The organism is Geomicrobium sediminis (assembly GCF_016908595.1).
Lineage (GTDB): Bacteria > Bacillota > Bacilli > Bacillales > Marinococcaceae > Geomicrobium_A > Geomicrobium_A sediminis.
Window position 1 is genome coordinate 339,845 of record NZ_JAFBEC010000001.1, and the last position, 20,209, is coordinate 360,053.

Genomic DNA, 20,209 nt, shown 5'->3' on the forward strand with positions numbered 1-20,209 from the left:
TTCTTTATTTTACCTGATTATTTTGCTAGTAACAAAAAAATAAAGCCTAAACTCAGGCTTTATTAACGTAAAAAGTCTATTAAACTCGGTTGCATAATTCTAGCACCTGCTGATAAAGATGCATTTAAGATACTTTCATGCGATACGAGTTGGATAATCGCTTCCGCGAAATCAACATCTTCATTGTCCGACATAATTCGGGTAGCAGTTATTAATTGTTGATCCATACGATTCTCAGTCATCATAATCCGATTTTGCCGAGCACCAATGTTTGCCTCCGCTGATAAAACACGATCAAGCTGTTGATCAAGCACGTCTAAATGGTCACCAATCTCCGTACCCGAGTCCGCACTTTTCATTGATCGTTCTAGTAAGATGAGTTCACCGAACCCTTCATAACCAAAAATATCCGCACCATTCGCATTGATTGGCATGTTTACGCCTTTCATCATCTGCAATTCGACGTCATCTTCGTTAATGGAAATGGCTCCACTTTCAAAGAAGACCGCTTTATTTACATCGATCTCACCAGGTGTTCTTCCTTCATCTTCAGGGTCTATGCCATGTTCTTGGTAACTACCATCCGTAAATTCGTATAAGACTCCTTCGTAAAATAACATCGTCCCATCGGGGGGGGCGTTAGGGTCTTCTACCGTAATGTCGAATTTCGATTTATCAATCGGCTGATTCTCTGTATCCGTACCATTAAATATGTACTTGTTATTGACCTTTGTATTACCAAGGTCTTTGATGTGATCAATCAGTTGTCCAATTTCTTCTGCAGCCGCTTTGCGCTGCTCGCTATCGTACGTATCATTTGCCGCTTGAGATGTGAGCTCTCTCATCCGTTGTAAGCTCGTGTTTACATCATAAAGCGCTTGATCGCTCGTCTCCATCCACGTATGTGCAGATGATAGATTCCGTTGAAATTGTTCGATTTCACGAACTTGAGTACGATAATGCATCCCACTCGTCGCCGATAACGGATCTTCCGATGCACGACTAAACTTCTTTCCCGTGTTCAGTTGATTTTGGTACTTTGAAATGTTGTTGTAGTTTGACTGGATATGCCTTAACGTTTGATTTGCGATCATAGACTGAGTGACCCGCATATCGTCACCTCACTTTCTTTTACCTACCGACGATTCCCATACCATTAATAATTCGATCCAACATTTCATCAATCATTGTAATCTGCCTTGCTGACGCATTATAAGCATGCTGGAATGAAATCATATTCACCATTTCTTCATCGAGACTCACCGCACTCATCGACAATCGGTTTTGTTCAATGGTCGATTGACGAACACCACTCGTATAATCCATACGCGCAGCATTGTTCGTAGCAACAGCCATTTCACCGACGATTGCACGGTATGATTCTTGTAGTTGTTCGATTTGATTAGACAATGCTAACGCGTTCGATCCGTCACCTGAAACGCCACTCCCGGAAGCTGCGATGTTGTCAAGGTTGTTGATTGCGTTATCAATTCCTAGACGATTGTTCTGTTGATCGAAAGTAAAGAAATTGATTCCCGTAGATTCATTTAATCCTTGCCCTGCTTGGTGTGTTGTATTAAATGCTGTGACAAATTCATTCATCATACCTTGCAATTCTTCTAACATTTCTGGATACACACCAATTACTTGAGCATCATCACCCTCACCCATAACATACCCGTAACTCTCAACGAGGGCAGCTACTTTTCCGTGTTGTGAAGGGATATCCAAATAAACGTTGCTATCCTCATCCGTATCATGATTGAACGTAATAGTACTTACTGCATTTCCACTTTCACTTTCATTAACTGTCATCTCTAGAAAACCATCTGCATCGAGTATCTTACTTTCTTCACCATTTGAATTCTTCAAATGAATCTCTAACGGGCCCAATGCAGTTGGGTGACGGTTATCTTTAGGTTGATTTTCAGCGTGTTTCACTTCAATTGGAATGAGCTCTGACAGTTCATCGATTAATCGATCGCGTTCGTCATAAAGGTCATTTGGTAAATAGCCGTGTGGTTCTAAGCGATTGATATCCTCGTTAAGATTATGAATCTGCTCTAATAACGTGTTTACTTGCTTTGTCGTACCGTCTAGCTCATGCTTTAGCTCTTGCTGGACGCTTGTTAATGAGTCAACGATATAGTTGTACGTATCCGCAAGTGTCTCACCTTGTTGGCGTACGACTTCACGAGCACTTTTATCACTTGGATTGTCCGCTAGAACTTCAATGGCACGCCAAAAGTCATCCATCACAATTCCGAGGCCAGAGTCTGACGGTTCATTCATAATGTCTTCCATTCGGTTGTACGCTTCATGCATTTTTCCCCAATACCCTGCTCTTGAACTCTCGCCTCGGTATTGTAAATCTAAAAACTCATCACGCACCCGTTGCACTGATTCTACATCGACTCCAGTACCGATTTGCCCCGCAATCGAGGGCGCATTCATTCCAGGTGCTGGAAAAGCTTGCGATGCATTGAAGTTCACCCGTTGACGTGTATAACCTGGTGTATTCGCATTTGCGATATTATGTCCAGTCGTCTGTAACGCTCGTTGCTGGGCCATTAGCCCTTTATAAGCCGTTTGTAATCCGTGAAATGTTGACGTCATCACGTTCCCCTTCCTTACGCTTTTGAATCAAACGCAGAAAAATGCTGCTTATTTTCGTTTCCTTGTACTTGATTCGGTGGCTGATATGACTGTGAATTATCTTCTGGTCGTAACATATCTAACGTCGCTTCGACGACAGATAAACTATCGGTTACGAGTTGGCGGTTCAATTCATTTTGATCTTTCAACTCTTCCATTGTCGCTTTAAGGTCTGTTCTAAGAGAGTGCAAGACGTTCTTCTCTTCTTCAGGTAAATACTCTAGCCATTCATTCATTGGCAAGTCTTGTACGTGCTTTGGACAATACCACTTTACGACCTCTTCACTTCTCGACTTCCGTTCCCGCTCAAGGTATCGCAACTCTTTCATCTGCTCTGCTTCCAGCTTCACGAGGTCTTGAATGCCTTGAATATCAGCTTTTTGGAGACATTCTGTCTTCTTCTTCGCAAGTGACAACAAATAATGATGCCGTTGCTGAAGTTCTTCTAACGTTTCTACAAACTGATGAATTTGACTCATCTAATCCTCACCTCAACGACCATTCCAAAATTCATAAAGCTTCTCCACTACTGCTCGTTCATCGATTTCATACGTACCATTGTCAATCTTTTGTTGTAGCTCTTGAATACGCTTTTCACGTTCAGTTGGAACAGGCTCTTCTTGCATTTCTAACGCTTTTGAAGAGATCTCTACCGAATCCTTTTTCTCATGCCCTGACGCTTTAGACTGGACGTTTTGTGCGGATGATTGGTAATAAGAATGAATAGAACCGTACGGATTAATCTTCATATTCATGATCTCCTTCCATCGTGATCGTTTCTGACGAAATACGTTTGTTTACGTTTATTATCGCTTTCTTCTATATGTTCAGCAAGGTCTTTTGACATTTGCTTTTCGCATGATTTACACAACTTTCCGTATCTCGTTTTCACTTTACAAAAGTAACAAGACCATTCGAAATTCGGTAAGTCAATCAACTGAAGTCGTCCTTGAGAAATGTAATCCAAAATACGCTGCTCAGAAACTCCAGTCGCACTCGACGTTTCAGCAATCGTTGATTGTCGATTTTCTCGTCGCCTTAAAAACGTACTGACTCGTCTAAAATAGGCTTCTTCTTGTTGATAGCAACGAGGACAAAGATCACGAATCGTTTTCACGTACAAACTCCCACACGATACACAATTAACTAGTTCTGTCACGTTGCCACCTCTCTACTGTTCTTCTACTTAGTATATCGGCTAGTACATGCGAAGTTTAAGTATGACGAAAGGCTCACAATTCAACTCCGAAATAATGTCATTGAACTGACAGAAGTTGCCCCTGCTTCAAGTAAAACCGTCGCCGCTTTACGAACGGTAGCACCAGTTGTATAAATATCATCAACCAACACTACATTCTTTGACATTACGCTCTTTTGATTCGTCACCTCAAATGGTCGAGAGCGACCTGCTACCCTTTGCCAACGCAATTTCTTGCTCGTTTTTTCTTCATGAATGATACGAACAAGAACATCAGTAATGTTTGTTCTTATACAACGTGCGAGCACTTCTGATTGATTAAAACCACGCTCGATCATTCTTTTTTCGCTTAAGGGGATTGGAACGATCAGGTGTTGATTGAAATTCCTTGCATACATTCGTTTAAGTTCTTGTTCAAATGCCTTTGCAAGAACGACGTCTCCTCGGAACTTAAAGCGCGCAACAAAGTCTTGTGCCCATTCGTTATAGGAAAGAAGCGATACATTACGGGTTAACTTGCTCGACCAATAAGTACTATTCTCCCAACGAACGCAGTCTAAACACACGGCTGAGTCTGCTTGAGGTCTATAACAACGACTGCAATGAAGAGTATTAATCCATATCATTTGCTGCGAACAAGCGTAACAAAACCGACGATACTCACGCCTAAAAAGCGTATCCCAGCTTAGTTGCTCTTCAATTGCTTTTTGACAATAGAGGCAACTGCTCATCTCTCATTCATCCTTTTAATCTGCTTAACGGCCTGCTTCATCGCAATCGTTGTCCCATCATGTAAAAAAAGTACGTCTCCTTTTGGATCTTCTAAACTCCGACCCGCTCTGCCTGCAATTTGGACGAGCGCTGCAATTGTAAATACATCGTTTTCAGCACCTAAAATAAACACATCAACACTCGGAAATGTTACACCTCGTTCTAAGATCGTCGTTGTAATTAGACAATGATACTGTTTATGGCGGAATGCTTCGACAATTTCTTTTCGCTTGGCATGTTGACTGTGAACACAAATGATATCTTTACGAGCAATGATTGATTCCAGTCGCTCAGAAACGTTGATACTCGGTACGAAAATGAGTAATTGACGATCTGACTCTCGTTCTTGACGGTTCATCCAAGCTGTTAATTTAGGAGGTAATTTTCCACGTTCCACATAAGTACGCCAATCACCAATCCACTTTAAGCTAGGGACAGGCAAAGGGTAGCCATGATACCTGCGGTTAATCATAGCAATTTGGTTGTTTGTTTTTAACTTTCTTATAAGTGAGTGTGGAGGAGTAGCACTTAAATAGTAGAATTTTGCAGAGGGCTTTGCCGCTTTATTGACAGCAAAACGTAGAGAATCATCGTAGTGATAAGGAAATGCATCGATCTCGTCGATGATTACAACGTCAAAGTATTGAAAATAACGTCGCGTTTGGTGCGTTGTTGAGATAACTAAAGGTGAAGATTGAAAGCGTTCTTCACTTCCGCCATAAAGAGCGATACTCCGTAAGTTCGGAAATGCTTGTCTGATTCGGGGGATTAACTCAAGTACAACATCGGTTCTAGGGGTCGCAATAAGTAGCGTTTTCTTTTGATCAATCGCTTCAATAATAAGCGGGAAAAGCATTTCAGTTTTGCCTGCACCACACACCGCCCATACGAGCAATTCATTGTTTGTACGATGTTGGAGAATTTCAACCATTTGCTTAGAGGCACTCTTTTGTGCGTCGGTCAGTAAACCATGCCAACTCAGTCGTGTCTTTGGAAATGGTTCAGCAACCGGAATATGTACGAGTGGTGTACACGTTGTTACCTTACCCATCATGATGCAAGAACGACAATATAAGCACTTGTTACGGCCACACCAATAACAATCAAACATGGCGAATTGCTCTTGATCTTGATTCCCACAACGGTTGCATGTTGCTTCAGAACGCTTTAATGAAATTCCTATACTAAGCTGCAAAGTTCCTGCAATCAATTGGCGACGAGTAATGATTTGTTGGTCAGTGAGCTCACTTATGAGTAAAGACTTCCCTTGCAGCGTCGGAAGTGGTGGACTTGGCTTAAGGTGTGTAATGACTGCAGCGTCTGATTGTACGTCGTCATCTTGCTGGACCAAGTCACACGGTAATACGACTGGCGCGAACTGTCCTTTCGGAACAACCCAAACACATTTCAAAAGCATTCCTCCTAAAAAAAGACGGCTTAGCCGTCTTTTAATTACTTTCGTACCATGTAACTCCAATAGAATTCTCACCGAGGTGCGTACCAATAACAGGGCCAAAATATGAGATGGAAACGGTAACGTTATCGTACTTTTCCTGGATCTCCTTTTGAATTCGCTCGGCTTCAGGTAAGGCATTCGCATGAATGACACTAGCATTTATTTGTTTACCTTTACTTGCTGATTGATCAAGAAAATTTAAGACTCGTTGCAGAGCTCTCTTGTACGTTCTAACTTTCTCATAAGGCACGATGACTTTGTTTTCAAACGTTAAGATCGGCTTAATTTTAAGTGCACTACCAATTAAGCGTTGCGCACCGCTTAAACGGCCTCCACGATGAAGGTGATTTAAGTCATCAACGATGAAGTAGGCTTGTAACGTTTCACGTACCTCTGATAAACGCTTGAAGATTTCATCCACATCTTTACCGTCTTCGATCATTTGTGCAGCTTCCCTAATGAAAAATGCTTGAGGTTCACAACTGATCTCACTATCAAAAGGATATACCTTCGCATGTTCAATTGAACGTGCCGCACTCACAGCTGTTTGGAACGTTCCACTAATCCCACTTGATAGATGAAACGACAAGATTGCATCGTGGTCTTTTGCTAATTGCTCGTACGTTTCAATGAAATGACCGAGTGCAGGTTGAGAGGTCGTCGGTAGATTGGGGAAGCTTCTCATCTTATCGTAAAACTTCTCGTATCCAAGGTTTGTTTCTTCAATTGTCTCTTCCCCGAAGTTCACACTTAAAGGAAGTACTTTAATTTGATATCGCTCGATCGTTTCCTGATCAAGATATGCTGTACTGTCGGTTACAATCGCTATTTTTGACATATTTGGACCCCACTTCTCCATTATGTTCCTATGTATACTATAAGTTTTTTTCAAACTAAATGAAAGAAAAACAGAAAAAAAGTCGAAGCACGTAGGATGCTCCGACTTTTTGTTATCTTACTTTTACCCAGCCTTTTTTAATGGACTCAACAACAGCTTGCGTACGGTCGTTTACGTTCATCTTCTGAAGGATATTACTTACGTGGTTCTTAACGGTCTTTTCACTAATATAGAGGTCTTCACCGATCATGCGGTTACTAAAACCATCAGTCATCAGCTGTAGAACTTCACATTCTCTACGTGTCAGAATGTGCAGTGGCTTGCGGTATTCCACTTCTCTAAAGCCAACCTCAGTTTGATCGCTCGTTGCCGCAACACGATCACCTGTTGCCAATCGGCGGTACTCTTTAATTAGGTTGTGCGTGACTTTCGGGTGAATATACGCCCCACCTGAACCGACCACTTTCACTGCTTCAATGAGTGCATCTGCATCCATCTCTTTCAATAAATAGCCTGCAGCACCTGTTTTTAATACGTGTGTCACATACGTTTCATCATCATGAATGGAAAGAATTAACACTTTCACATCAGGAAATCTTTCAATGAGGTGCTTTGTCGCCTCTACTCCATTAACGCCTGGCATGTTAATATCCATTAGAACAACGTCTGGTCGATGTTTCGCTACGAGTTCAGCAGCTTCGCTACCGTCGTCTCCTTCAGCGACAACATCAAATTCGTTCTCCATCGCCAATATACGTTTGACACCTTCTCTAAATAATTTATGATCATCAATTAGAAGAAGTTTTATTTGATCCTGTTCTCGATCTAACATCACTATACTCACCTCTCCGCGTACAAGGATCTACTCCTCGTGCGTCGCGTTAAAATTCAAAGTCTATTAAACTTCTTGTTTTAATTCAACAGGTACGGAAAACATTAACTTAGTCCCTTTACCCTTAGCACTCTCAATGGTAAATTGACCTTTCAGCATGTTGACTCGCTCTTTCATACCCATTATACCGAAACTATCTTCTTTCTTCTCTGACTGATCAAACCCTAAACCATCATCAGAGATAATGAGCAGTACCCGCTCTTGTAGTAACTGTACTTTAACAATAATTTGAGACGCATTTGCATGCTTTAATGCGTTTTGGACAGCTTCTTGAACGAGGCGGAACAGCGCGACTTCTAAATTCGGCTCCATTCTTCGTTCATCGCCTAGTACGAGAAAACGTAAATTCACATTCATGTCTTCACGCTCATCTACTGAGCTTAAATACTTTCGCAATGTGGGAATGAGCCCAAGATCATCTAAAGCCATTGGCCGTAAATCATAAATGATTCGCCTTACGTCAGCAAGGCTCATCTTAATTGCTTGTCTAACGTCCTTAACTTCTTGAAGTGCACTTTCAATGCCCTGATCATAATAGAGACGTTCAACTAATTCAGCGCGAAGTAACACATTCGCTAAAAGCTGGGCAGGACCATCATGAATATCCCTCGCAACACGTTTTCTTTCAGCTTCTTGCGCTTGGATAATCTTCAGACCAAAAGCTTGCTTTTCTTTCGCGTCTTCAACAATTTCTCCAACTTCACGTAAATCGCCAACGAGGAAATTATGAACGACTGACACTTGTCCAACGAGCAATTCTGCTCTTTCAATCGTGTCCTCAAGCTCGAGCAACCTGCGCTCAACTTGATCTCGTCGCTCTCTAACTTGTTTCTCTTCTTGATTTAATACGGCCAATTGTATTTGATGTTCGTTGGCATGCTCATACGCTTTCCGAACTTCTTCATTACTGTACTTTCCAAATTCACGACTAACTTCTGCTAAGCGGTTGCGGGCCAATTTGGCATGGATTTCTTTCTGATCTGTCAATCGAATAATCTCCGCAACTTTCACACGCAAATCTTTTAATTCGATCTCCAACCCCGCGTATTCTTTTCTCGTTTTCTCACAGATTTCAAAGATCTGTTCTTTACTATCTCTAACCGTGTCCATCATTTGCTCAATGATTTGGTCTAGCGATTGTTTAGAACCCATTCCATAATCACCAGCCTTTCGAATCGTTTGTTTGACACTATCGTGCGATTCGATATGATTATTTTAGCACATTCTTAGAGGTCTAAACGGCTATTAAGAAGAAAAGTTCAAGAAATAACATATTCTGCGTTAGTTGTTATACAAAACGCTGACATGTCTGACACTATCATGTTTATCGCTTTTCGTGTGTTACAAAAACATTATAAAGTAGTTACAGTCTCGAAAGGGGAAATTCCACTTTATGCTCAATTCGTACTATACAGTTAAAAAAACGGGTCAAGCTGAACAAACAATACAAAAATCAAGATTTATTACGCACATGAAACGTGTAACAACTGAAAATGAAGCTAAAGAATTCATAGAAACGATTAAAAAGGAACATTGGAATGCAACTCATAACTGCTCTGCTTATGTAATCGGTGAAAATGATGAAGTTCAAAAAGCCAATGATGATGGCGAACCTTCGGGTACTGCAGGAGTGCCTATGCTAAATGTCCTCCTCAAACAAAAACTAAAAGATACAGTTGTCGTTGTAACACGATACTTTGGAGGAATTAAGCTCGGTGCAGGCGGGTTGATTCGTGCATATGGAAGCAGTGTTTCCGTAGGTATAGAAGAAATTGGGGCAGTCGAGCGAAGCCTAATGCAACACTACGAAGTAACGTGTTCCTACGAATTGCTAGGGAAAATAGAAAATGAACTTCGTCAATCAACGTACACGTTAATTGACATAAACTATGCAGAAAATGTAACCTTTCTCACAGCTGCACCCGTTGAAGAAACAACAAATTATGAAAACTGGCTCGTAGAAATCTCGAACGATCGTGTAACGTTCAATGCAACAGAAACGTCCTATGTTGAAGAAGATCGCGAAAAAAGATAATCCAATAATGAACAAAGTTAGACAAATTTCCCGGGAAATAGTCAAGAAAGGAGGTTCCTATGGAAGAAGAAAAACAATCAAGAACACTCCAACGACGTAAAATGCGTAGAAGGCGCAGAAGGAAAAGAATTGCTGTCTTTTTCATAACCGTAGCGACACTTTTATTCCTCGTTGTAGGGGGCGGATTAACGTGGGCATGGTCGCAAATATCAGGCTTAACGAACGATACGTTCAACCCACTCCCAAGAGAGGTGTCTGATTTGCGCCCTGACCAAGAGTCAGTAAACATTCAAGACGACCATGTATCCGTGCTCTTTCTAGGTGTGGATAGCCGCGAAGGTGCAGTTTCTGGCCGAAGTGATGCGATGATCTTAGCTACGTTCAATCGTGATGACTCTAGCGTTAAAATGCTCAGCATCCCTAGGGACTCCTATGTAGAGATTCCAGGCCGCGGCTCTGAAAGAATCAGCCATGCTCATGCTTATGGGGAGCACGATTTAGCGGTCGAAACCGTCGAGAACTTTCTTGACGTACCTGTTGATTATTACGCAACGATTAATTTTCAAGCATTCATAGAGATTGTTGATACGTTTGGTGGCATAACAGTCGATTCCGATATTTCGTTTTCCGAACAAGACTCAGAACACAATCCCGATGCTATTTTTATTGAAGAGGGTGTTCAAGAACTTAACGGCGAGGAGGCCCTCGCTTATGTTCGCCACCGTAATACAGATGGCGACCTCGCACGAGGAAATCGTCAAACGGAAGTCATTGCCTCATTAATTAATGAAGCTACGTCAATTTCTAACATTAGTAATTATGATGATGCATTTAAAAGCTTGGAAAATAATATGAATCATAATATTGAAGGTTTTCAAGAACTTATTGCCTTTCATTCATATGCCTCTTCTTTAGACAGTATGGAACGATTTCAGCTTGAGGGAACGTTTGAACGAATTGACGGGTCTGAAGTGATTGTAATTGACGACACATCACTTGCAAATGCGCGATTGAAATTGCGAAACCACCTAGAATTAGATGATTCTGAGCATCCATAGGCTTGGCAACAAATTCCGACACATTTAGAAATAACTTTATTTACTTTTGTTCTACTAATCATGTAAAATATATCTAATGTGTTTTGAATTAAAGTGAACGAAGCATGGGAGGAGCCAGCTTTATGGCGAGAGAACAAACACGTTCCTTACGTCTTGAACGCAAAAGACGTCGAAAGAAACGTATCATAGTTTCAATGATTACTCTTGCATCACTGGCTTTTATTGCTGTAGGGGTTGGACTTGCATATACCATTTATCAAGCTGATCAAATCACTCGTGATACCGATGTACAACTCGATCGAGGAACGGTATCCAAGCAACGAGATGTTGAAGTTGACCCTTCCATAGACAATATATCCGTTTTATTTCTAGGTGTAGACAATCGTGATGGTCAAGTTTCGGGAATATCTGACGCCATCGTATTGGCAACATTTAATCACAGAGAACAATCTGTAAAGATGCTAAGTATCCCTCGGGATTCATACGTAAGCATTCCAGGTCGAGAAGCTCGTGACAAAATCAATCATGCTCATTCATTTGGAGGTACTGATCTTGCCGTAGAGACGGTTGAGAACTTCATTGATGTGCCCGTTGATTACTATATGACGCTTAACTTCCAAGCATTTATTGATATTGTGAATACATTCGGCGGTGTAGACGTTGATGCATCTCACGCCTTCAGTGAACAAGATGCAGATGGCAATCCAGACGCCTATCACATTCAAGCCGGGGAACAAACGTTAACTGGGGAAGAAGCTCTCGCTTACGTTCGTCACCGTAAATCAGACGGCGACCTCGCTCGTGGGGAGCGACAAACCGAAGTGATTCAGGCACTCATTGAAGAGGCAACATCCGTTTCTAACCTCTCCAATTACAGCCAAGCGTTCCAAGACCTCCAAAACAACATGAAGCACAATTTTGGAAGTTTCAATAACATCAGTGCTTTTCATAATTATGTCACTTCATTAGATGACATTGAGCGACATCAATTAGAAGGTGAAGGCACTTACGTGAATGGTGTGTTTTACTTTGATGTGGACGACACATCACTTGCTAATTCAAGAATTGCACTTCGCAATCACTTAGAGCTTGATCATGACTCCACACCTATGGACCATACTGAAACCGCAGGTGAGAAACAAAACGATTAACACTACGTAAAAGCGATGAAAAGACCTTCTTTTCATCGCTTTTTTGCTGGTTGCTTTTATATTTGATATATTAAGAGCATTACGAATGCCTACATTTCGAACAACTAGTAACGATAAGGGGGCTAACATGAAAGGCAAGCAAATAACGATACTTTTTATATTTGTCGTTATTGCCGGGATCGCGTGGTGCGGTGCTTTTATTGCTGCAAAAGATCAATACCTTACGTTTGAGGACCCATTCTTAGATCAGGCAATACGAGAAGATTTACATTTAGAAGAAAGCGAAGGTGTGACTGCTGAGCTTGCCCGCTCAATTACTTCACTCGATTTATCAAACCAACAAATTGAAAACCTTTCAGGCCTTGAATATTTTGAAATGCTTGATTCCTTAGATTTGGCCAATAACAAGATTGAAGACCTTTCTGTCCTCACAGAACTAGGAAGGCTTGAAACACTTTCTCTAGAAGATAACAATATTTATACAATTGATTACTTAGCTGAACTCTCTGCTTTAACGAGTCTTAATTTAAGAGAAAACTATGTGACAAACATTGAACCTATTTCAGAGCTTATTGATTTAGAAGAATTAAACCTACGAGAAAATAGGGTTTCATCTATTGTTCCGATTAAAGATTTAGAATTCATAGAAGACTTGAATTTACGTTACAACGAAATTACACTTATTGAACCCATCCTTACCTTACCTAACTTACGTGAACGCCTGTTTATTGAAGGAAATCCAATCGAAGATCTCCTCATACTCACAAGTGTATATGATGATTTAGAAGACATAGACATTCCTCGTCCAGAATATCATCTTACTTTTTCTCAAGAAGGAGGCAGTTATACAGAACCTTTTACTCTAGAAATTAATACCCTTGCACAAGCCAATGGTATCCTTCGCTATACCGTTGATGGCAGCGAAGTCACTGAAGAATCGCCTGTTTATAATGAAAACATATCTATTAACGAAGGACAGACAGTTCGTGCAAAGTTCTTTAGCGATAACGGCGAAGGAGGTCCTGAAGAAGGACAATCTTACATTATAGATGAGGCAAGTCATCTGCCCATCATTTCAATTGCTACCGATGAAGCGAACCTTTGGGACGAAGAATACGGCATTTACACACCTGGAATTTACTATAATCCCGAAGCTCAAAACCCAGGATCGACCGGCAACTATCATCAAAGTGGACAACAATGGGAACGCCCTGTATTTATGCAATTATTCGAGCCAGATGGAAAAATTGGGTTAACACAACATGCTGGAATTCGGATCCACGGTGGTGCATCACGCTCGTTAGATCGCAAGTCCTTGCGATTTTACGCTCGCTCAGATTACGGAGAGAACCGATTCCGTCACCCGTTATTCGGTGAAGAAGAGCGGGATTATTTTAACCGTTTTATACTAAGAAATTCAGGACAAGACTGGAACCGCACACTATTTAGAGACGCCATGATGCAGTCGCTCGTTGAAGATTTAAATATGGAAACTCAGTTATATCGACCAGCAAAGCTCTATGTGAACGGTGAAGACTGGGGATTGTTTAACATTCGTGAGCGCTACGATAATCATTATTTCAGGTTTGCCCATGATGTATCCGAAGAAGACTTAGATTTATTGGAAAATCACGGAGAAATAGTAGAAGGCTCAAATCATGACTTTATGCAACTACGTTCAATGCTGACGACCTCTGACTCATCGGATCCTGAAGTGTATGAACAATTAAAGAATGAAATTGATATTAATAACTTTATGGATTATCATATTTCACAAATTTACTTTGGGAATGTGGACTGGCCACACAACAATGTGAACATTTGGCGTGAACGACCTCAAGGTAAGTGGCGCTGGGCACTTTTTGATACCGACTTTGGGTTTGCCTTGCCGACGACTGAATCTTCTGCTATGCATAACACATTGGAGCACGCGACAAATGAAGCAGCAGCTTGGTCGACTTTTATGCTTCGTTCATTACTACAAAACGAAGAATTCAAACAGGGATTCATTAATCGCTATGCGCATTATTTAAATACTCGTTTTGAAGCAAACCATGTTGTAGATCGTATTAATGAGTTCCATTCAGCATTAGAACCGGAGATGTTGAATCATATTGAGCGTTGGAATGAGCCTGATTCACTTGAAGAATGGGAAGACCAAGTAGATATATTGCGTGATTTTGCAATGAACCGTCAACAGTTTAATCGTGCTCACTTAGCTCAACACTTTGCGTTAGATGGTTGGAGTGAAATGACAGTCGTTAATACTCATTTTGATAACTGGAGCCTAGCAGGCTTTGACTTATCCGAAACTGAAGCTGGATACACAGGCATTTACTTTACAAACACACCGATCCAAACTGATTTTAATGAAGAAGTTGACATACAATCTTCAAATGAAGATGTTGCTCAAATAACGAGCGATAATTCAATCTTGCTTGTTGGTGAAGGTGAGGCAGATGTTACTATATCGAATGGTGATGGTAATTCTATCGTTCATCTACATTTCAACACTAAGCATGTTGAGCAAGATGTCGAGCATGTTGAATTAGGTGAAGGAAGCATCACGCCTACTCATAACGACACAATCTCTTGGGTTAGTAGTAATGATCGAATTATTGCTATTGAGGAGGACGGTACTTTCGAAGCTCAACAGTACGGTGCTGCTACCTTATTTGGAATGGATTCTAGTGGCGACATTGTAGAAATACATCATACTCACGTTAAGGAAATTGCTGAAGCAGGCACGACGATTAACCCTGATGCTGAAGGTGCTGTTACCTTCGTTGGCGGATGGTCTGAACAAACACGTGATGATGAAAGCGATCATGTTATGCGTTATTCCCAAGAAACCGCCGCAACGGCAACATTTAGTTTTATTGGTACTGGGTTTGAATGGACGAGCATGTCCAACTTACCGTTTGGCGTAGCCTCTGTTTATGTTAACGGTGAGCTTCATGATACGGTCCAAGACAACAATGGTTCCTTCGAAGTTGCTGACTTGGAAGAAGGGCAACACGTCGTAACGATTGTTGTTGATAATGTTAGCGATGATGCAAACGATGACAGTTATGTAAGTATTGACGAAATCACGATTAACTAACTAATATGAAAAAAGCTAGAAGGTACATGTTATGTACCTTCTAGCTTTTTTGAATTTAAACTTTGTTTTATGGCAACGTGTAATAAAGCTGCGTGTAATAAGGACGATTGTTACGTGATTCATCAAATGCAATTCCGACGCCTGTATGTGAATAGTTGCCAAGCAAAGCTTCCCGATGGCCATTTTGAGAATTCAACCAACCCTCAATCGCATCTAATGGGCGGACCTGACCTCTAGCCAAGTTCTCCGCTGCCGAACGGTAATCTACGCCGTCGGCATCCATGCGATCAAACGGGCTAAGACCTTCACGGTTTGTGTGACTAAAATAATTATGCCTTGCCATATCTCGACTATGGTTTAAGGCAGTTTCTGATGCATCATCCAAACGCTCTAGTGAGTCTAAATCGTGAGATGCGCGTATGGCATTTGCAAGATAAACAATTTGAGTTTCATACGTACTACGGATTGCACCTGTTGCATCTGGATAGTATTGATCGTAAGCATTTTCTACTGCTTCATCAATAATAAACACACTAGAAACTTCATTATCATTGTGTGTATCATAATAAAACGTTACTAAATGATCGTTTACAGAGAACAAGTCTTTATGTCCGTTGTCAATTCTATAACGCATACCGTCCTTAACAATTATCGATTCAGGACTTCCATATTGCTCACGTACGTCTGTTTTATTAGCTCCCTTGCTGATCTCACCACTTGCTCTCCAGCGCTCTTGAGGAGTTAACGCAGCAACGACGATCCCATCTTCAATTCCATATTGAATGTATTGATCCCAATCGTCGTGATATACATACCAACGGAACCCATACTCACTATCTAGGATTTCTTCAGGATCACCATGAAATCGTTGCACATCTTCTAGTGGATCACCGATACTAATACCATCAAATGACCAGTCTCCACCATAAAACGTTTCATTGGTCGAAGACGATCGAAATTCCTCATTAAGAGCCCTTGCCATAAATATACTAAACTGAGCTCGACTAACATGTTCACTTGGACTATACGTGCCATCATTTTTACCTGTAGAAATATAATTGGTAACAACAGGGGCAATTTCTTCATATGCCCAATGCGATTCATTTAAGTCTTTGAATTCAACAGAACGATCTGCTTCTAATTCAAAGGCTCTTGTCAACACTGCACTCATTTGAGCTCGAGTCAATGTTTCAGTTGGACGAAATGTACCATCTGATCCACCAGTCATCACCCCAGCCTCGCCCACTCTTTGGATAGCATCATAGTTTTGATGGGATTCATCTAAATCATTATATTCTCGATACTCGGTAACATCGTCTAAATCCAAAGCCCGATCTAACATCACTGCTGTTTGAGACCTTGAAATGGTTTCTGTTGGACGAAATGTACCGTCAGAATAACCTGTAATAATTCCTTCTTCAAGTATGTAATTAATCTCTTCATACGCCCAATGTGTACTTGTCACATCTGCGAAAGAGCTTGCTTCTGCTTCTACTAACGGTGAAGTAAACACAATAGCTCCAATCATACTTATACCTATAAGCTTTTTCACTACATGACGCCTCCATTTCTTTCTTTCATAATAACAAATATTACTAGTTTTGAGGAAATGAAATGCTATTCGGTTATTAAAGGAACCTATTAAACGTGAAACTCTTAGTTATTTCCATAAAGCCTTACTAGAACTCATAAAAAGCGAATTGGGATTATGATGAAGGATGCTTTCATGAAAAATGGTATGACTCTTAAAGAGTCATACCATTTACTAACGATACATTCACTATTTATCTGCTTACTAAAAAGTATTCTCACAGATTTCTTACTCGCTTTAAATTAACGATAGAAATCCAAAACCCCTTGGTAAAGTGCTTCTCCAGCTCGTGCTGGGTATCCTGGTTGACGCATAATACTAGCATCTCCTGCATTCGTCACAAAACCAAGTTCAATTAATGAGGCAGTCATGTTCGTATTTCTTAACACTGAGAAGTTTGCTGGATCAACTCGACGATGCACCATCCCAGTATCACGAACAAGACGGTTCTGAAGAGCGGTAGCTAACCTCCGACTATCAGGCCCATCATTTGGATGATAAAACGTCTCTGCACCTCTCGCAGTTGCTGCTGGGAATGCGTTTGCATGGACGCTAATAAAGAGATCTGCGCTAGCCCGGTTAGCAATGCGCGCACGTTCTACTAATTCAATGAACGTATCATTAGATCTTGTCATAATGACATTTGCACCGCCACGCTCCAAGCGATTCGCAAGCTCTCTTGATACTTGTAGGTTAATCGTTTTTTCAACTAAACCGTTGCCAGTTGCACCAGAATCGCGACCACCATGACCTGCATCCACGACAATTGTTCTTCCTGCAAGAGGGCCACTACCGGTTGAACCAATTGCTAAGTGTTCAACACTCGTGTAGCCTTCTCCACCAGAGAATGAAATTTTAACCCAAGGACCACCGTTCACATATTCATAGATTTGCACTTGAGTACCCCGTGGTAATCTGTGAATAACATTATGACTCGCTCCAGGTCCACTTCGGACAACAAGGTTATGATGAGTAACGCTAGCCGATTCAATCGCTTCTCCAACTTGAGTAACGTTTAGGTGATCCGCATGTGTAAATGCAACTTGACCGTCATAGACAATCTTCACCCACGGTCCACCATTAACAAATTCATAAATTTCAACAACATTACCATTTACTAAGTGGCCAAGTGATTGCGCTGAACCGCTTGGCGTTACTCGAACTGCCAATCTTGAGCTTGTGTTTACAACACCTTTAGCTACAATTTCACCAAGTTCTTCGACGGGATCTGGAATCTGTTCGGGAGGTTCTGGGCTAGTAGGTGGCTCTTCACTACCTTGAATTCTTAAATAATCGCGATGCGTGTAAGCCAATCCACCTTTATATGTAATCTTAACCCAAGAACCACTACCCACTCGCTCATGTATGAGTACTGAATCTCCCCGTGTTAATGTGCCGATTCGTTCTGATGATCCACTTGGACTTATTCGTACAGCCAAATTATTATGATTTACTGTTCCTCGTTCAACAATCGGCAATGAAGAATCAGCAACATCAAGAAATGTTAAGTAGTTACTATGGGTATAAGCGTCAACGTTGTTAAACTTCACTTTCACCCAAGGTCCACCATTCACTTCTCCATATACTTCTAATGCATCACCAGTTGTCGCTCCTCCAAGTCGACTTGAAGAGCCACTTGCTAAACTACGAATCGCTAAGTTATGATGAGTCACTATCCCAATTGATGTAATGCGATTAAGCTCTGGACCCTCATTTTCTGGAGGAGGAGTGGAGCTCGCCTCTTCAATTTGAAGATGATCGAGATGAGTGTACGCAACACCATTGTTATAAATGACCAAGACCCAGCGAGAGTTCTCTTGATATTCTAAAATTTCTACTTCTGTACCCGAAGTCAGTCGCCCAAGTATTGTAGCACTTCCACTTGGTTGGTCACGCACTACTAGTGTATTCGCTGTTACAATTGCACGATCAATTACTTCTTTACTATCATCTTCTGGCACAAGGCTCGTCTTATTCGTTATGTAACTACTATGTACAAACCCTGTACCGTTACTCATTTCTACTTCATACCACTCACCTTGGTTATGAACATTTACAACTGTAACTGTCGCCCCATTTCGGAGTTGGCCAACTCGATCGAACGTTGTGCCAGGACCCGATCGAACGTTCAGAGCTGAAGCAACAGCTACCGTTCCTTCAAAAGGCACATCTAAAGTAGCAGCTTCAACCGTTTCCGGTTGGAAAATTGAACCTTTCGTCAAGTCAAACCATGGAGCGCATAGAACGACTGCCACTAGAGCAAAAAGCATGATACTTCTACGCATTTGTGCCAAAACTCCTTTTGTTTATGTAATTATACCTAATCTTCCCTCCTCCGTATTTCCTAGTTAAATATGCTCGCATTATAGCATATCATGGAAAAGATTGTCATAGAGTAACAGTTATATTACAAAAAAATAGAGTAGGAACCATCAATATTATTAATTCGATGAAACTCGATATGACAAATAACGTCAAATTCATTGTCAGAACTTTAAAGATCTTTTGAATGACCTTTTCTTTTCTATGTAATTCTTATACACTAAATTAGATGTAGAAAACTAGATTTACCTCCGTGTAGACCTTATGAAATTAAAGGAGATTATGATGAATAAATGTATTCCGATTTTCCTCTCATCGATACTATTTCTTACTGGTTGTTCAACGATGGGAATGGAACGTCACCTCGCTGATGAGCGGGAAGTAGACCTTGAAAAGTTCGGATATGAAGAAGACGATGACTTCACTTTAAATGAGTCTGTCATGTACAACATGTCTGACTTAACCCGTCTTGATCAACTATCAACTAGCCATATCTCAAGCATTATTGCTGACGACCTAGATGCTGGTCATTATAATGAATGGATCGTTTTCTTTAGAGATTGGGTGGATGAAGAGCCCGAAGAGGCTGCGCCTTTTACAAACTTATATTACGATGCTCTGCTTGCACACATCGAAAGTCCTTTCCCGAACTCTGAGGAATTAGTTACCGATGCCATTCAAACCTTTTCTGAGCAATACGAATCAGATCCTTTAGATCACACACGTACCTTAAGATATGCACGAGCACTAATGGAATCTGGACGTGACATTGAACGTGGAGCAGAAATGATTTTTGAATGGGCAGAAACTGCTAACGATGAGGAATTAGGGAGTGACGGGTTCTTTACGATTGCAAGAGCACACCACAACGTTGGAAACTACGAAGAAAGCATTGAAATTTATGATCAACTAACGACGCTTTCTCCAGATGATGCGTCAATTTATTATCTACAGAGCCAAGCCTATCGAGAAATGGGCGATGATGAACGTGCACAAGATGCGATGGAAATGGCATTTGCTCCGTCTAGAAGCCTCATTACTAATTTCGGGGACGATACACTAAATTTTTATCAACAATTCCTAGAGGAAAGTGTTGACTAATTTCCCGAACTCTTACTTTGTCTGATCGGAAATAATGA

At 41.0% G+C, this 20,209-nt stretch carries 17 protein-coding genes; 5 read left to right on the forward strand and 12 right to left on the reverse strand.

Annotation, left to right across the window (positions count from 1 at the left end):
* Positions 1-62: 62 nt before the first annotated feature.
* The 10 genes from flgL to JOD17_RS01845 all read right to left on the reverse strand — a co-directional run bounded on the left by flgL (position 63) and on the right by JOD17_RS01845 (position 8,962).
* A complete protein-coding gene (flgL, locus tag JOD17_RS01800; RefSeq protein ID WP_204695437.1) occupies positions 63-1,112 on the reverse strand; it encodes a flagellar hook-associated protein FlgL in 1,050 nt (349 codons plus the stop codon).
* 19 nt (positions 1,113-1,131) lie between these two features.
* Positions 1,132-2,616, reverse strand: coding sequence for a flagellar hook-associated protein FlgK (gene flgK, locus JOD17_RS01805; protein WP_204695438.1), 1,485 nt, complete (start codon positions 2,614-2,616; stop codon positions 1,132-1,134).
* A 14-nt stretch (positions 2,617-2,630) separates the two neighbouring features.
* A complete protein-coding gene (locus JOD17_RS01810; protein ID WP_204695439.1) occupies positions 2,631-3,134 on the reverse strand; it encodes a flagellar protein FlgN in 504 nt (167 codons plus the stop codon).
* Positions 3,135-3,146: 12 nt separating this feature from the next.
* Positions 3,147-3,404 carry a flagellar biosynthesis anti-sigma factor FlgM gene (gene flgM, locus JOD17_RS01815; protein ID WP_204695440.1) on the reverse strand — a complete coding sequence of 86 codons (258 nt, stop codon included), beginning with the start codon at positions 3,402-3,404 and terminating at the stop codon, positions 3,147-3,149.
* Positions 3,405-3,406: 2 nt separating this feature from the next.
* The gene (locus JOD17_RS01820) at positions 3,407-3,814 is read right to left on the reverse strand and encodes a TIGR03826 family flagellar region protein (RefSeq protein ID WP_338028738.1); all 408 of its coding nucleotides are present in this window, start codon (positions 3,812-3,814) and stop codon (positions 3,407-3,409) included.
* A gap of 80 nt (positions 3,815-3,894) precedes the next feature.
* The gene (locus JOD17_RS21670; RefSeq protein ID WP_204695442.1) at positions 3,895-4,419 is read right to left on the reverse strand and encodes a phosphoribosyltransferase family protein; all 525 of its coding nucleotides are present in this window, start codon (positions 4,417-4,419) and stop codon (positions 3,895-3,897) included.
* Positions 4,420-4,580: 161 nt separating this feature from the next.
* Positions 4,581-6,035 (reverse strand): ATP-dependent helicase ComFA, encoded by a 1,455-nt coding sequence (locus tag JOD17_RS01830; RefSeq protein ID WP_204695443.1) that lies wholly within the window; start codon positions 6,033-6,035, stop codon positions 4,581-4,583.
* Between the two features lie 37 nt (positions 6,036-6,072).
* A complete protein-coding gene (locus JOD17_RS01835) occupies positions 6,073-6,918 on the reverse strand; it encodes a DegV family protein (RefSeq protein WP_204695444.1) in 846 nt (281 codons plus the stop codon).
* 112 nt (positions 6,919-7,030) lie between these two features.
* Positions 7,031-7,750: a response regulator gene (locus tag JOD17_RS01840; RefSeq protein WP_042414959.1), complete on the reverse strand. Its 720-nt coding sequence runs from the start codon at positions 7,748-7,750 to the stop codon at positions 7,031-7,033.
* Positions 7,751-7,816: 66 nt separating this feature from the next.
* Positions 7,817-8,962, reverse strand: a complete 1,146-nt coding sequence (locus JOD17_RS01845) for a sensor histidine kinase (RefSeq protein ID WP_204695445.1) — start codon at positions 8,960-8,962, stop codon at positions 7,817-7,819.
* Between the two features lie 241 nt (positions 8,963-9,203).
* Between JOD17_RS01845 and JOD17_RS01850 the strand changes: the two genes are divergently transcribed.
* The 4 genes from JOD17_RS01850 to JOD17_RS01865 all read left to right on the forward strand — a co-directional run bounded on the left by JOD17_RS01850 (position 9,204) and on the right by JOD17_RS01865 (position 15,157).
* The gene (locus JOD17_RS01850) at positions 9,204-9,845 is read left to right on the forward strand and encodes a YigZ family protein (protein ID WP_204695446.1); all 642 of its coding nucleotides are present in this window, start codon (positions 9,204-9,206) and stop codon (positions 9,843-9,845) included.
* Between the two features lie 59 nt (positions 9,846-9,904).
* A complete protein-coding gene (locus tag JOD17_RS01855; RefSeq protein WP_204695447.1) occupies positions 9,905-10,903 on the forward strand; it encodes an LCP family protein in 999 nt (332 codons plus the stop codon).
* Between the two features lie 122 nt (positions 10,904-11,025).
* The gene (locus tag JOD17_RS01860; RefSeq protein WP_204695448.1) at positions 11,026-12,054 is read left to right on the forward strand and encodes an LCP family glycopolymer transferase; all 1,029 of its coding nucleotides are present in this window, start codon (positions 11,026-11,028) and stop codon (positions 12,052-12,054) included.
* Between the two features lie 127 nt (positions 12,055-12,181).
* Entirely contained in the window at positions 12,182-15,157 is a 2,976-nt protein-coding gene (locus tag JOD17_RS01865) for a CotH kinase family protein (RefSeq protein WP_204695449.1), read from the forward strand.
* Between the two features lie 67 nt (positions 15,158-15,224).
* Here JOD17_RS01865 and JOD17_RS01870 read toward each other — a convergent pair whose 3' ends face one another.
* Together JOD17_RS01870 and JOD17_RS01875 are read right to left on the reverse strand one after the other, a co-directional pair.
* Positions 15,225-16,709, reverse strand: a complete 1,485-nt coding sequence (locus tag JOD17_RS01870) for an S-layer homology domain-containing protein (RefSeq protein WP_204695450.1) — start codon at positions 16,707-16,709, stop codon at positions 15,225-15,227.
* A 281-nt stretch (positions 16,710-16,990) separates the two neighbouring features.
* The gene (locus JOD17_RS01875; RefSeq protein ID WP_204695451.1) at positions 16,991-19,033 is read right to left on the reverse strand and encodes an SH3 domain-containing protein; all 2,043 of its coding nucleotides are present in this window, start codon (positions 19,031-19,033) and stop codon (positions 16,991-16,993) included.
* 322 nt (positions 19,034-19,355) lie between these two features.
* On the opposite strand from JOD17_RS01875, the gene JOD17_RS01880 reads away from it, so the two are divergent.
* On the forward strand, positions 19,356-20,171 hold the full coding sequence (locus tag JOD17_RS01880) for a tetratricopeptide repeat protein (protein ID WP_204695452.1): 816 nt from the start codon (positions 19,356-19,358) through the stop codon (positions 20,169-20,171).
* The last annotated feature ends 38 nt before the right edge of the window (positions 20,172-20,209 follow it).